This window comes from Raoultibacter timonensis (genome assembly GCF_022845715.1).
In the GTDB taxonomy this organism is placed as follows: domain Bacteria; phylum Actinomycetota; class Coriobacteriia; order Coriobacteriales; family Eggerthellaceae; genus Raoultibacter; species Raoultibacter timonensis.
The window spans coordinates 3,365,111-3,379,869 of sequence record NZ_AP025564.1 but is presented as its reverse complement, the minus strand read 5'-3'; the positions used below and the strand labels follow the sequence as shown (position 1 = coordinate 3,379,869).

The 14,759-nt window shown below is 59.9% G+C and carries 10 protein-coding genes; 4 read left to right on the top strand and 6 right to left on the bottom strand.

Translation table 11 applies throughout. The features are described 5' to 3' along the window. Positions 1-78 precede the first annotated feature (78 nt). The 4 genes from MWL89_RS13820 to MWL89_RS13805 all read right to left on the bottom strand — a co-directional run bounded on the left by MWL89_RS13820 (position 79) and on the right by MWL89_RS13805 (position 4,560). Entirely contained in the window at positions 79-1,023 is a 945-nt protein-coding gene (locus MWL89_RS13820) for a biotin--[acetyl-CoA-carboxylase] ligase (RefSeq protein WP_244386780.1), read from the bottom strand. A gap of 130 nt (positions 1,024-1,153) precedes the next feature. After that, the gene (locus tag MWL89_RS13815; RefSeq protein ID WP_244386776.1) at positions 1,154-2,329 is read right to left on the bottom strand and encodes an aminotransferase class I/II-fold pyridoxal phosphate-dependent enzyme; all 1,176 of its coding nucleotides are present in this window, start codon (positions 2,327-2,329) and stop codon (positions 1,154-1,156) included. 15 nt (positions 2,330-2,344) lie between these two features. Next, positions 2,345-3,478: an aminotransferase gene (locus MWL89_RS13810; protein ID WP_244386769.1), complete on the bottom strand. Its 1,134-nt coding sequence runs from the start codon at positions 3,476-3,478 to the stop codon at positions 2,345-2,347. Positions 3,479-3,519: 41 nt separating this feature from the next. After that, positions 3,520-4,560 (bottom strand): ornithine cyclodeaminase family protein, encoded by a 1,041-nt coding sequence (locus MWL89_RS13805; RefSeq protein WP_244386767.1) that lies wholly within the window; start codon positions 4,558-4,560, stop codon positions 3,520-3,522. Positions 4,561-5,049: 489 nt separating this feature from the next. Between MWL89_RS13805 and MWL89_RS13800 the strand changes: the two genes are divergently transcribed. The 4 genes from MWL89_RS13800 (at position 5,050) to MWL89_RS13785 (ending at position 14,195) form a co-directional block, all read left to right on the top strand. Continuing rightward, complete coding sequence (locus MWL89_RS13800; protein ID WP_102380397.1) at positions 5,050-5,730, top strand: TetR/AcrR family transcriptional regulator; 681 nt, start codon at positions 5,050-5,052, stop codon at positions 5,728-5,730. Positions 5,731-5,761: 31 nt separating this feature from the next. Next, complete coding sequence (locus MWL89_RS13795) at positions 5,762-10,420, top strand: 2-hydroxyacyl-CoA dehydratase (protein WP_244386765.1); 4,659 nt, start codon at positions 5,762-5,764, stop codon at positions 10,418-10,420. Positions 10,421-10,584: 164 nt separating this feature from the next. Then, the gene (locus tag MWL89_RS13790; protein WP_244386763.1) at positions 10,585-11,925 is read left to right on the top strand and encodes an ABC transporter substrate-binding protein; all 1,341 of its coding nucleotides are present in this window, start codon (positions 10,585-10,587) and stop codon (positions 11,923-11,925) included. Then, positions 11,922-14,195: an EAL domain-containing protein gene (locus tag MWL89_RS13785; protein ID WP_244386761.1), complete on the top strand. Its 2,274-nt coding sequence runs from the start codon at positions 11,922-11,924 to the stop codon at positions 14,193-14,195. The genes MWL89_RS13790 and MWL89_RS13785 overlap by 4 nt, the downstream gene beginning before the upstream one ends. Before the next feature lie 2 nt (positions 14,196-14,197). On the opposite strand, the gene MWL89_RS13780 is transcribed toward MWL89_RS13785, so the two are convergent. Continuing rightward, positions 14,198-14,476 (bottom strand): hypothetical protein, encoded by a 279-nt coding sequence (locus tag MWL89_RS13780; protein WP_244386758.1) that lies wholly within the window; start codon positions 14,474-14,476, stop codon positions 14,198-14,200. A gap of 22 nt (positions 14,477-14,498) precedes the next feature. Further along, positions 14,499-14,621 (bottom strand): hypothetical protein, encoded by a 123-nt coding sequence (locus MWL89_RS16350; protein WP_279611932.1) that lies wholly within the window; start codon positions 14,619-14,621, stop codon positions 14,499-14,501. Positions 14,622-14,759 lie beyond the last annotated feature (138 nt).

The window sequence follows — 14,759 nt, the reverse complement described above, 5'->3', positions numbered from 1 at the left end:
CGCGTTTTAGAAATACCTTGCAGGGAAGAGCGGCACGGACGGTCCGACATATGCGGCCGGCCGACGCGATCCTCGCCTTTATCCGCGGCTCGTGCTCACTTCTCCGTAGGGGAGTTCGAGGGTGGTCTTGTCGGGAAGCTCGATGACGAGCTTGAAATCCTCGGTCAAATCGACTGCCCTTGCGCGTATGCGCGTGCCGTTACGCGTTACGACGATGGGTTTTCCCAGCAGAAAGCAGCGGTTGCGGTATTCCTCGTAGAACGATCGCGATTCGATGGTTTGGTACAGCTCCCAGAAGTTCACGAGGATTCGGGCGGCAAGTTCGCTGCGCACCGCCCCCCTTCCGTCATCGCAGATCGCCCCCGCAACTTCGGCAAGTTCGGCGGGGAATCCGTCCTCGGGGCTTTTCACGTTCACGCCGATGCCGAGCACGGCGTGTTCGAAACAGCCCGATTCCATATCGATCGCGCCTTCGGTCAGGATGCCCGAAACCTTCTTCCCCTCGCAGTAGATGTCGTTCACCCATTTGATGAGCGCTTCCTTCTTCGCGACCCGTTCGATGGCTCGGGCTCCCGCCACGGCTGCGGCGGTGGTGAGATATTGGGCTTGGTCCGCTCGAAGCGAGGGGCGCAAGACGATGCTCAGGTACAGCCCTGTCGAGGCAGGCGAGTAGAACGATTTGCCGGGCCGCCCTTTGCCCCGAGTCTGCTCTTCGGCGACGACGACGGTTCCTTCGGGCGCTCCTTCAAGCGCGCGTCTGCGGGCTTCGGCGTTGGTGGAATCGACGCGCTTTCGAACCGAGATGTCGAAGGGATGGCTATCGGGAAGGTACCGCTCGATGCTTGCGGGCGAGAGGAGGTCGTTGTCCTGCGAGAGCGTGTACCCCTTGTTCGTGACGGCGGCAACATCGTAGCCTTCCTTGCGAAGCGATTCGACCGCCTTCCATACGGCATTGCGGCTTACGCCGAGCTCTTGGGCAAGCGTGACGCCGGAGACGTAGCGTCCCCGGCGTTCTTCTAGCATACGGAGCAGTTTGTCTTTCGTTGCCACTACGAGCCTTCCGATCGGTAGGCGCATGGTAGGTGAGCGCAGGGCTTCCGTCAACTGCAGCGAATTGATCGGGGTGACAATCGACGTTGCATCGCCGCAGCCGTTAATCCCCCGCCTCTTGCTCGCCGCCCGCTGTGATCCGCTCGATCGCGTCGAATACAAAGGCGAGGGCGGCGACATCGACTCTGAGGGCAATGCGGACGAAGCCGCGTCCGGCGTCTCCGAACGCGCTGCCGGGGATGACCGATATCCGTTCGCGTTCGAGCAGTGCTGCCGCGAATGCTTCGTCGGTAAACCCGCTGTTCCTCACGTCGAGAAACAAATACAGGCTTCCGCTCGAGGGTGAGGCGTCCACGCCGGAAATTCCTGCAACCCTCGAAAGCGCGTAGGCCATGCGCTTCTCGTACGTATCGTGTACGCATGCCCTGATGCTCGTTCGTGCATTGAGGGCGTGCAGCGCTGCGCGCTGCGAAACGATCGGCGCGGTGAACACGTTGCTTTCGTTGACCTTTCGCATAGCCGCGATAACGTCGGGCGGCGCCACGGTATAGCCGACCCTCCAGCCGCTCATGCAGTAGTCCTTGGAAAAAGATTTTACGGTTGCCACGCATCCATCGGATCCTGCAAGCCCGGCGAAGGGGACGAACGGCGAGCCGAAGTCGTAGGCCGTGTAGATGTCGTCGGCGATGAGCAGCAGTTCGTGGTTCACGCATATCGCGAGCAGGGGCTCCATCTGCTCGCGAGTCAGGCATGCACCCGTGGGGTTGCAGGGCGTGTTGACGATGACCGCTTTGGTGTGCGGCCCGATGGCGCGGCCGAGCGCATCCGCGTCGGGTATAAAACCGCCGTCAGGATCGGTGCCGACGATAACGGCAGCGCCGCCCGCTGCTTCGATCTGGTCGGGGTAGGGCGGGAAGTACGGGGCGAAAACGATCACCTCGTCGCCGGGATCGAGGATGGCCGAAAGCAGCAGCCACATCGCGTGGCATCCGCTCGCCGTCACCATGATGCGGTTCTCATCGACGCCGATGCCGTAATCCTCGTGCCAGGCGACCCTGATCGCATCGATGAGATCAGGGTCGCCGAGGGCGGGCGCGTAGTGGGTGAAGCCGCGCTTTGCGTCCTCGAAGGCTTTCTCGATTACGGCGGCGTCGGTATCGAGGTCGGGATCGCCGAGCGACAGGTCGATAACGGCTTTTGAGAGTGCGGCGTCGGATGCCGCCATCATGGCGCCGAGCCCGTCGCTGCCGAGCATGCGTTTCGAAGAGAAGTGCCTCATGAGGTGGCCTCCGCGCTAATCGAAGTTCCTGAGGAATTCGGATACGAGCGCGAGTCCTTGCCCGAGCTGCGAGGTGTCTTCCGCGTAGCAGTATCCGATGCGGAGCCATCCTTCCATGTCCATGGCGGATCCGGGCAGCAACAGCACGCCCTTCTCGTCGAGCAGGCGCTTGCAGAACGTCACGCTACCGATGTTGGCATCGTAGTGCAGAAACGCCGTGGTTCCGCCTTTGGGGGCGACGTAGGAGATGCGGGGTTCGCTTTGCACCCACTCATCGAGGACCGCTGCGTTGTCGGCGACGATCTTGAGGTTGCGCCGCAGCAGCGCTTCGCGGTTCTCGATGGCCATGGTTGCCAGGTAGTCGTCGATCATGCCGCAGCTGATCGTGTTGTAGTCGCGCCGACGGCTTATGCGCGTAATGAGCTCCTCGGGTGCGGCGACCCATCCGAGCCGGAGCCCCGCGAGCGAGAACGTCTTGGAGAACGAACCGACGCTTACGCCCTTCTCGTACAGGTCTGCCATGGCGGGGGCGAAGCTCTGCCCGTAGGGCGCATGGTTGAGGCCACGATAGGCCTCGTCGCAGAGCACCCAGGCATCGTGTTCGCGGGCTATTGCGACGATTTCGCGCATGAACGCCTCGCCCATGACCGCCCCCGAGGGGTTGTTGGGGTTGTTGACGCAGATGAGCTTCACGCCGTCCTGCGCGAAGGCGCGCATTTCGTCGAGGTCGGGAAGGAAACCGTTCTCCGGTTTCAGGTGGCAGATGCTCACCCGTGCGCCGAGCGATTCGGGAATCGAATAGAGCTGTTGGTAGGTGGGCAGTACGCTGATCACGTGGTCGCCGGGATCGACCAGCGCGTTGATGGCGAGGTCGTTGGCTCCGATGGCACCGTGGGTGATGGTGATGTTGGGAAGCCCGATCGTCTCGTACAGGCCGCTTATGCCCGTACGCAGGCGATCAGAGCCTTCGATCGCCCCGTAGGTGAGCTGCATCGCACGGATATCGTCCCATACGTCGTCGCCTCGGCCGGCGAGCGAGACGAGCTCGTCGACCGTGAGGGATTTCACGCAGGTCTCGGCAAGGTTGTACGTGCAGTCGTTCTCGTATTCGTTCATCCACATCTCTACGCCGAAATCACGGATATGCATGGTTTACTCCATTTCTCTGCCATGCGGCAGTACGGTTCGGTTCAAGCGAAATCTATCGATGCTCCTGCATCATTGGCTTCGGCGGCATCGAGGGCTGCTTTGGCGGCTGCCAGGTCTTGGATGGCGAGGCCCGTGGTATCGAACAGGGTTATGTCGTTTTCGGATCGTCTTCCTTGAACGGCACCGACGATGACGTCTCCGATTTCGCCTGCGATGCGTTCGATCGAGATGGCCTTTTCGGAAAGCGGCACTTCGATTTCGCCGACATCGACGCATTGCGTCGTATCGTCGGTGAACACGCGAGCGCGGGCAACGAGGGCGCTTTCGACTTCCTGCTTGCCTTTCATGTCGGCGCCGACGCAGTTTATGTGCGTGCCGGGAGACACCCAGCTATCCTTGACGATCGGCTCTCGGGCGGGGGTGATCGTCGTGATGACGTCGCTTCTGCGGACCGCTGCTTCGAGGTCGTCGATCGCTTCGAAGCCGACGCCCTGCGCATCGATGCCGAAATCGGCTTCGAGCCGTTCGGGCAGATCGACTGCCATTTTAACGGCTTGCGAAGGCGTTCTCGGATCGCAGACCGAAACACGGCGGATTCCCGGCAGGGCTGTGAGCATTGCGGCAACCTGGTAGGTGCACTGATGCCCGCATCCGATGACGAGGAACTCTTCGCTCGAACGCCGCGCCAAGTGCTTTGCGCCGAGAGCTGCGGCGGCACCGGTGCGCAGCCCGCCGAGATGCGCACCCTCGATAACGGCGCGCAGCAGCCCGTTCGTATCATCGTAGAGCATGATCGAGGCGTTGAGCGGGGCTATTCCTTTTTGGATGTTTGGTTCGAAGAACGAGACCAGCTTCATGCCGAAGATGCCGGCTGGTTTCAAGTGACCCGATTTGATGTCCATGTCGGCCGTGCCGGGCGCAAACTCGTGGAACACCAAGGGGAAAGTGGAAGTGAGACCTTCTGACTTCCAGACGTACGCCCGCTCCGCTTGATCGATGATCTGGGCGAAGGTGAGCAGGGGTTTCAGATCCGCACTGCTGAGAACGCGGATCGTGGCGGCGCAAGCGCCGCCGGTTAGCATACTTGTTCTGACCTCATATCTGATCCTTTCTGTCTGACTGTGCTGACGTGGCTTATTATAAACGGATTTCTGCGGAGCTGTGAAGCATCCGTTCAAAAGACCCAAATGATGGCAGAAAAGGCGAGCAATTCGTCGCCGTCGAAACCCATGCTCGCAGCCGACGATGCGGATAGGGGACTGAGCAGGGAGAACGATAAAGAAGTGAACGCCGATTGCGCAGGCTGCCGAGCAAGCGCCGCATCAACGACGAATTACTCGCCTTTTCTGCCATCTTGGGCGGCGACCACCTTCCGATGAAAGCGATCCGGCTGTCTTTGCGAAATGGTGTGATCTTTCCTATTGAATACGGTATCCCTGTTGAGAAAACCGCCCTTTTCCCGTACAATACGCTATTGAACAAAGTGTTGAATAATGATCGAATTGTTCATTATCAAAGGTGAACAGGAGCGATGTGCGACGGAAGTCGCGATGCCGCGGAAAGAAGGTGCCATGGCCGAAGCTGCAGCAGCACTTGACTGTGCGGCGCTCGGGGAATCGAGCGGAGCCGAAGGCTCTGCGGTTCCGACCGCATGTACGGTTGACCGGCGTATCACCCGCTCTAAAAAGGCGTTGCGCGATGCGCTGATCGTGCTTATGGAGGAATGCGGGTTCGACAACATCACGGTGAACGACCTCTGCGCTCGCGCCGATCTGAACCGCGGTACGTTCTACAACCACTATCAGGACAAAGACGATCTGCTTGCGTCGTTCGAGGCGGAAGTCATGACCGATCTCGAACGGTTCCAAGACAAGATGCGCAGCTTGAATCTCAAAGAGATCCTCGCGTATCAGCTGAGGAAGAAGCCTCTTCCCTTTCTGGTCGAGCTGTTCGACTATCTGCGCGCGGAGGGGGATTTCCTCCATGCTGTGCTCGGCCCCGGGGGAGATGTTGGTTTCGGCCCCCGCCTCCGTGACAGGGTGTGCGGCAACCTCATCCAATCCATTCTTCACGAGCGGTATCGCAGCAACCCAACGCCGTTCGTGAACTACTACATTGCATTTTTCGCTTCCGCCTATCTCGGGGTGATCATGCAGTGGATCGAAACGGGCATGCGGGAAAGCTCGGAAGAGATGGCCCTCATCGCTATGAGGCTTCTCTTCATCAAGCCGGGCGAATCGATCAAATTGTAACGATGAAGATAAGCAGCCGAAGGAGAAAATCGTGACCACCGAGTCCGTCCAACAGGAAAACGAAATCCTGCACATCGGCATCGATGTGGGGTCGACCACCGTCAAACTGGCGATTCTCGATAGCGAGAACGCCATCCGCTATTCCCTGTACCGTCGTCATCACGCCGATGTGCGGGCGACGATCATCGAGGTGCTCGAGGAGGCCGCGCAAGAATACGGCGACAAGGCGATGACCATCGCCATCACCGGTTCGGGCGGTCTGCTTTTGGCTCAATGGCTCAACATCGAGTTCGTGCAGGAGGTCATCGCCAGCAAGACGGCGGTAGAGACCTTCATCCCTAAAACAGACGTGGCCATCGAGCTCGGCGGCGAAGATGCGAAGATCATCTACTTCGATCAGGGCATCGAGCAGCGCATGAACGGAACATGCGCGGGCGGAACCGGCGCGTTCATCGATCAGATGGCGGCGCTTCTCAATACCGATGCGGGCGGTTTGAACGAGCTTGCGCAGAACCATACGACGATCTACCCCATTGCAAGCCGCTGTGGCGTGTTCGCCAAAACCGACGTGCAGCCGCTTCTGAACGAGGGCGCCCGCAAAGAGGATATCGCGGCCTCGATCTTCCAATCGGTTGTGACGCAGACCATCTCGGGCCTTGCGTGCGGCCGTCCGATCCGCGGCAACGTCGCGTTTCTCGGCGGTCCTTTGCAGTACCTTCCCGAGCTGCGCAAGCGCTTCTACGAGACGCTCGGCCTCGACGAGGAGCATATCATCGTTCCCCACGACGCCCACCTGTTCGTTGCTTCGGGCTGCGCCATAGCGGGCCACGAGGCCAAAGCCGAGCGACTCGGCGAGGTGGTCGATCGTCTGAAGGGTCTCGGCGATATCCAAGGTTCCGAAGTGGTGCGCCTCGCTCCCTTGTTCGCAAGCGCCGACGATTACGACGAGTTCAAAGAGCGCCACAGCAACGAGCGCGTGCGCCGCGGCGATCTCATGGCGTACGAGGGCGTGGCCTATCTCGGCATCGATGCGGGTTCGACCACGTTCAAGGCGGCGCTCATCGGAGAAGACGGCAGCCTTTTGTGGACGCACTATGCGAGCAACAAGGGAGATGTGCTCGGATGCGCCAAGGCGGCGCTTGCCAACATGTACAACGCGCTGCCCGTCGATGCCGAGACGGGGGAGCCTGCCGTGCGCATCGGCCACGCGACCGTGACGGGATACGGCGAAGGTTTGCTGCTTGAGGCGCTGCGCGTGGACTCGGGCGAGATCGAGACGGTCGCGCACCTGCGCGGCGCCCAGGAAATGCTGCCCGGCGTCGAGTTCATCCTCGATATCGGCGGTCAGGATATGAAATGCCTGCGCGTGAAGGACGGCGTGATCGACCACATCATGCTCAACGAGGCGTGCTCTTCGGGCTGCGGCAGCTTCATCGAAAGCTTCGCGACGGGTTTGAACCTCGATGTGGCGGAGTTCGCAAGCACGGCCATCGAGGCCGAAAACCCCGTCGATCTCGGCAGCCGCTGCACCGTGTTCATGAACAGCCGCGTGAAGCAGGCGCAGAAGGAAGGTGCGACGGTAGGCGATATCGCTGCGGGCCTCGCCATCTCGGTCATCAAAAACGCGCTGTTCAAGGTCATCAAGATCCGCGATCCCCATGATGTGGGAAGCAAGGTCATCGTGCAGGGCGGAACGTTCTTGAACGACGCCGTCTTGCGTGCGTTCGAACAGCTTTCCGAGGTCAATGCGGTGCGTCCCGACATCGCGGGCAACATGGGTGCGTACGGCGCAGCGCTGCTCGCGCGCGACCGATACGGCGAGGACGCGCTTCGCATGGGCGGCCGCGGCACCGTGCAGACCTCGATGCTCACGCTCGACCAGCTTGCGTCGCTCAGCCCCACGCACAAGACCGTTCGCTGTAAGGGCTGCTCGAACTCGTGTCTGCTCACGGTGAACGATTTCGGCAAAGACGAGGTCACCGGCAAGCATCGCCGTTTCATCACGGGCAACCGCTGCGAAAAGGGCGCTGGCACGCTCGACGAGAGCAAAAACGTCCCCAACCTCTACGAGTACAAGAGCAAGCGCCTGTTCGACTACACGCCGCTTGCCGCCGAAGCCGCTCCACGCGGCTCGGTGGGCATTCCGCGCGCGCTCAACATGTACGAGAACTACCCGTTCTGGTTCACGTTCTTCACCGAGCTCGGCTACCGCGTGGTGCTTTCCGATCCCTCAACCAAGAAAACCTACGAGGCGGGTATCGAGTCGATGCCGTCGGAATCGGTGTGCTATCCGGCGAAGCTTTCCCACGGCCATATCATGAACCTGCTCGACAAGCACCCCGATTTCATCTGGTTCCCCTGCTCGAAGTGGGAGCGACAGGAGGACGAAGGTGCGGGCAACCACTTCAACTGCCCGATCGTGGCGAGCTATCCTGAGGCGTTGCGCCTCAACATCGACGAACTGCGCGAATCCGAAACGGCGTTTTTGAACCCGTGGCTGCCCTACGATCAGAAGGAGCATCTGAAGAAGCGCCTGTTCGTCGAGCTCGTCGAAGCTCACCCCGAGCTTATGGGCGAAGGCGTTCCCGCACCGACTCAGGCCGATATCGATGCTGCCGTCGAGGCGGCGTGGGCCGAGGACGAGGCGTTCAAGCGCGACATCCGCGCCCAGGGCACCGAAACGCTCGCATGGATGGAGGAGACCGGTACGCACGGCATCGTCCTCGCTGGTCGTCCGTACCACAACGATCCCGAAATCAACCATGCTATCCCCGAGCTCTTGACGAGCTTCGGGCTGGCGGTGCTCACCGAGGATTCGGTTGCGCACCTGGGTACGCTCGAGCGGCCCATCCGCGTAGTCGACCAGTGGATGTACCATACGCGTCTGTACGCGGCGGCGAAGGTTGCCACCGAGCGCAAGGATCTCGACCTCATCCAGCTGAACTCGTTCGGCTGCGGGCTCGATGCGCTCACGACCGATCAGGTGCAGGAGATCCTCGAGGCGGCGGGCAAGGTGTACACCGTGCTCAAAATCGACGAGGTTTCGAACCTCGGTGCTGCTCGTATCCGCGTGCGGAGCCTGCTTGCGGCGCTCAAAGACCAGGCGGACGATGCTGCCGAGAGGGAAAGCATGAACCGCGGGTGCCCGGCGGCGAGCGCCGTCCTCGAGACGCTCGCGACAACGCCCGAAGCCGTGCTCGACAAGAAGACCGGTGCGACCGAGGGCCGTATCGCCGCAGAGCTTGCCGGTGCGTCGATCGTACCCGAGACGTTCACCGAAAAGGCCGATCCCGAGGCTGCGGAAGCGCTCAAGCAGCGTGAAGGTACGCCGACCGAATTCGCTCGCGCTCAGTATACCGAGGAGATGAAGGCTCAGGGCTATACGATTCTCGCTCCGCAGATGGCACCCATCCACTTCGAGCTTCTGATCGACATCTTCCATCGGTTCGGCTACAACCTCGAGCTTTTGCCGTCGGTCGATCACGGTGCGGTCGATGCGGGCCTCAAATACGTGAACAACGACATCTGCTATCCGTCGATCCTTACGACGGGGCAGGTCATGGAAGCGGTCATGAGCGGCCGCTACGATACCGACAAGCTCGCCATCATCATCACACAGACGGGCGGCGGCTGCCGTGCGACCAACTACATCGCGCTCATCCGCAAGGCGCTCAAGTCGGTCGGCCTCGAGCACATCCCCGTCATCTCGCTGTCGTTCAAAAAGCTCGACGAGGAGAATCCCGGCTTCAAGATCACGCCGAAGATGCTGCTGCAGGCGGTATACGCCCTGTGCTACGGCGACCTGCTCATGATGTGCTTGTACCGCACGCGTCCCTACGAGGTTGAGGGGGGGAGCGCAACGCGTCTGTTCGACTACTGGATGGACACGTGTAAGAAGCAGCTTGGGAGCGGCACCTCGCGCGGCGAGTTCAAACGGACGGTGCGCCAGATCGTCGAAGATTTCGATACGCTGCCGCTCAAAGGCGAAGGTGCCAAGCCGCGTGTCGGCGTGGTGGGCGAAATCCTCGTCAAGTTCCATCCTACGGCAAACAACCAGATCATCGATGTGATCGAGCGTGAAGGCTGCGAGGCTGTCGTTCCTGGCCTCATCGAATTCTTCCTGTTCGGCATTGCGGGCGGAATCTTCCAGAAAGACCCCCTCGGTCGTTCGGCGAAGGGTGCCATCGGCAGCCGCATTGCGCTCAAGGTGGTCGAGAGGTTCCGTGCTCCCGTTACCAAAGCGCTTGCAAAATCGAACCGTTTCGAGCCTCCGGCGAGCATCTACGAGCTTGCCGAGTACGCGAGCGAGATCTTGAGCCTGTGCAACTCGATGGGCGAGGGATGGCTGCTCACGGCCGAGATGGTCGAACTCATCCGCACAGGCGCACCGAACGTCGTGTGCACGCAGCCCTTCGCGTGTCTGCCGAACCACGTGGTGGGCAAGGCCGTTATCAAGGAGCTGCGCCGCCGCTACCCCGAGAGCAACATCGTCGCGGTCGACTACGATCCCGGCGCATCCGAGGTCAACCAGCTCAACCGCATCAAGCTGATGATCTCGGTGGCGAAGGCGAATTTGGCCGACAAGGTGGATGAGGCGAAGGCGTCGCGTGATGCGTTCGTGAAATCGGCAACGCCGGAACCTGCAAGCGAGAACGTCGGCGAGGTCGAATACCTCACCGAAAAGGCGTAGGATCATGCGGTGCCGCGGAAGAAGGCCGCGGCACCTTTTATGCTTGCATCGCGAAGATCGCCGCTTATTATGTGATCGTTTTCGTTATAATTGAAGCATCGAAACGAGAGCGGAAGGCGCAGGGCTTGCGTCGGTATGGCGAGGTGCGGATGATGGAGCGCAGGATGGGGGAATCGACGGACACGTCGGTTTTTTCTCGGCATTCATCGCATTCGTTAACGAGAAGGGGCTTCTGCGCGGCCGCCGCCGCTTCTGCGCTGCTGTTCTTGGCTCCGGGTTGCACTTCGAGCAGGAATGTCGTCGTCGACGATACGGATGTCGATGCCGCAGCGGTTCAGCTTACCTTTTTCGGCTTCAAGTACGAACCTTTGAACGTGATCGCCATCGAAGAGGCGCTGCACGGCTACATGGATGAAAACGGCGGCGTATCCATCGTGTACGAATCGATCAAAAGCCTTCCCTACTTCGACGCGCTCGATAAGCGCCTTGCGGCGGGTTTGGGCGACGACGTGTTCATGGTCGACCACGACACCGTACTGGAGTTCGAGGCGGCGGGCTACCTTGCGGATCTTTCCGACCTTGCGACCATCTCCTCGTTCAGCGAACTGGCTCTCAGTCAGATGCGTTCCGAGGGTGCAATCGACTACGTACCGACATCTATTTCGGCATTCGGGCTGTACTGCAACACGGATATGCTTGCGGCATACGGCGTTTCGGTGCCTCGCACCTTCGCTGAATTCGAACGGGCATGCGAGAAGTTTGTTGCCGAAGGAGTGCTTCCCGTTGTGGCGAACAACGACATTTCGCTCAAGACGGTTGCCATAGCTCGCGGGCTTGCCGACGTCTACGATTCGGCGGACCCGACTGCCGCCATCGTTTCGTTCAATGATGATCATGCGGGCTTGGTTTCGCATCTGCGTGAGGGGTTCGAGGTTGTGGAGCGGATGATCTCGGGCGGTTGGGTGGATGCGGGCCTCGCCCTCGAAACCGAAAAGACGGCAGACGATCTCAGTCAATTCGCCACCGGCGCATACCCGTTCATGCTGACCGGCGCGTGGGCGTCGGTGCGGATGCACGATCTGGCTCCCGACCTCGAATTCGATGTGCATCCCTATCCAGTGCTCGACGATCGTTCGGTGCTCGTGGTCAACGTGGACACGAGGGTGAGCGTGAACGCGAACGGCCCGCATGTCGAGCAGGCAAAGGATTTCGTGACGTACCTTACTCGGCCTGGGCCTATCGAGCTTTTCGCGAACAGCCAATGCTCGTTCAGCCCGCTTATCGGCAACGCGGCCCCGGATGACGGATCGTTGGCGCCGATAGCCGCCGCTTTTGAAAGCGGCGTTACCGTGATCGGATCGGATGACAATTTGCATCTTCCCATCTGGAGCTCTGTGCGGGAATGCGTAGCCGCGCTCTTGGAAGGCAGGACTGCCGAAGAGGCGGAAGCGCTGCTTGCCGAGCTGATAGCGACTGCATCCGGACAAGGGGGCGAATCCGTTTGAAAAGACGTACGCTTATCACCGTCCTCACGGTTGCGATCGCGGCGGTCATCGTGGTCGGCGCGGGAATGTTCGCCACGTTCGTGTACGGCTCGCTTTGGGACAAGTCGGTCACCGACACGCTCGAGGTTACCACTCAGGGCCAGCGCGCTTTCGACGTCTTCTTTGAAAAGGATCTCGACACGCTCGATCTTCTAGCCGGCGAGCTCGAGATGCAGGATTCATCGGACACCGGTCGCATCGAGGAGAAGATAACGCTGTTCGACGGGAACGACGGAAGCGCGAGCTATCTGTGCGTCAATGTTTCGACGGGCGATGTGTTTCGTTTGGAGGCCGATGGCCCAAAGGTTCTTTCCGAAGAGGATCGGCTTGCCGTTGCGGACAAAGACGGGCGTGGGGTGATCGAGCCGTTTTTGGATGAGATGACGGGCGTCAGCATGATCGGCGTGTACGAGAAGTTCACCTTCGCCGACGGGGTCGAGGGCCTTGTGCGCAAATCGCGCCCCTTGCAGGAGGTTTCCGACCGGTTCTCCCTTTCGTTTTACGGCGATAGCGGGTTCTCGTATGTGGTAAACGACGACGGTGACATAATTGTGCGCTCGACACATCGAAACAGCAACCGCACCATTTCCAACGTCTACGATATCGTGGAAAGCGAGGGAAACGACGCCGGGGTGATCTCGTCGTTTCGATCCGCGCTCGAACAGGGGAAGCGCGGCGTGGCCCAGTTCACCTATCTGGGTCAGGACTACGTGTTCTGCCATTCTCCCCTCGAGACGACCGATGGATGGGATATCGTATCCATAATTCCAAGCGGCGTAATCATGGAACAGGCCCGGGTTATCCTTCAGGCAACGTTCGTTCTGTGCGCCGTCATCGTTGCAGGGCTTCTGCTGATCTTGGTCGTGTACTGGCGGTCAAGCGCCGCACATCGCAAGGAAGTTGAGCGAATCGCCTACTTTGATACGCTGACCGGCCTGTATAGCTCCGACAAGTTCGGGATCGAGGGAGCCAAGATGCTCTCGGCGTTCCGCGATCGCGCGAGGCGGTCTTCGGGAGGTGCTGCGACTGCCGGTTCCGTCGGCGGGCCAGGGCTTGCAGCGGTGTACTTCAACATAGTCGACCTCAAGCTGATCAACGATGTCGAAGGGTATCAGTACGGCGACGAAGTGCTGTGCGGGGTTGCCGACATCATGCGAGAGGCAAGCGGCGAGGACGGTATTGCCTGCCGCGCTACAGCCGACCATTTCATTATCTTGCGCCCGTATGAAACCGTCGACGACATCGTGGCTTGCTGCCAAAAAGCTATTGATCAGGCAAAAGAGATTACCGCTGCGGGTAAGCCGTTGCTTTTGTCTGCCGGAGTATGCTGCAGCGAAGATGCTCCCGAGGCATCGGTGACCGAATTGACGGACCGCGCCCGCATCGCTAAAACCGAAGGACGAAAAATAAGCAAAGAGCTGTGCGTGTTCAACAGCTCGATGCGCGAATCGATGCTCCGCAGAGCGGAGATCGAATGCATAATGGATGCGGCGCTCGAGAACAACGAGTTCTTTCCGCTCGTCCAGCCTAAGTTCAACACCGATGGTACCAGCGTTCTTGGCGGGGAAGCGCTTGTTCGTTGGAGCAGGCCAGGTGGGGTAGTCGTTGGACCAGACGAGTTCGTGCCGATATTCGAGCAGAACGGATTCATCATCAAGCTCGACGAGTTCATGTTTACCGCCGTATGCCGTTCGCTGAGGCAGCGCATCGACGCCGGGCTTCCGGTAGTACCCGTTTCGGTGAATGTTTCGCGGTTGCATTTGCACAGTCGCGAGTTCGTGCCCACGTACGTTGCAATCAAAAACGCCTATGCGATACCCGACGGATTAACCGAACTCGAGTTTACCGAAAACATGGTGCTGGAGGATCTCGATCATGCGATCGAGGTGATCGACGAGTTCGGCAAGGCGGGGCTGCGATGCTCGATCGACGATTTTGGTTCGGGCCAGTCGTCGCTCAACGCCTTGAAGGACCTTCCCGTCAACGTGCTCAAGCTCGATCGGGAGTTTCTGTTTGACAGGGCCGCGTCCGACAAAGGCAAGGTGGTTGTTCGGACGGTGATCGACATGGCGCAGCGGCTTGAGATGGAAACCGTTATGGAGGGCGTCGAAACCGCCGAGCAGCTGGCGTTCATCCAAACTACTTCGTGCGATATGATCCAGGGCTTCGTGTTCTCCAAGCCGCTTGCGCTCGAAGAGTTCTACCGCCTCGTTGACGAAAAACGAGGTTGAGGTTAGCTGGCGCTTTTTACGTCGGAAGCTACGTTGGAAACGACGTCTTTGACGGCTTTTTCGGCTCCGTGGGCTGTTTCCTCCATGCTTTCAGCTGCTTTCGAGGCCTTTTTCTTCGTGTGAGAGGCGGCTTTGCCCGCTTTCTGCTTCGCCTCTTCGACGGCGCTCGAAGCGTTTGCGGCGATGGTGCCGGCAACCTCTTTCGGACTGCTGCCCATCATTTTCGAGCCGATCACAAAGGCTGCTCCCAGAGCTGCTACGGCTATCAGTGCGTTTTTCATGGCTTTCCTTTCGTCGGTTGCTTTAGAAGCGCACGTCGTTGCGTGCGGCGAGTTTCCACGCTCTGCGGGCGAAGAGCCTCTCGAAAAAGCTCTGTTTGTAGGTCAAAAGCTTCACGTCGAATGCTTTCGATGCGGGGTCGTACATGGCTCCTCCCTTCGTCTGTTGTCGAGCCGTGTCGGCTTTCTGTTTCTCTGACCATAGCAAAAGGGGAAGGCTGCAGGCGGGCCGGCGTACGTTTGGGAGGGAAGCGACAACCGCCTGTAAGTAGCCCGTTGGCAAAAA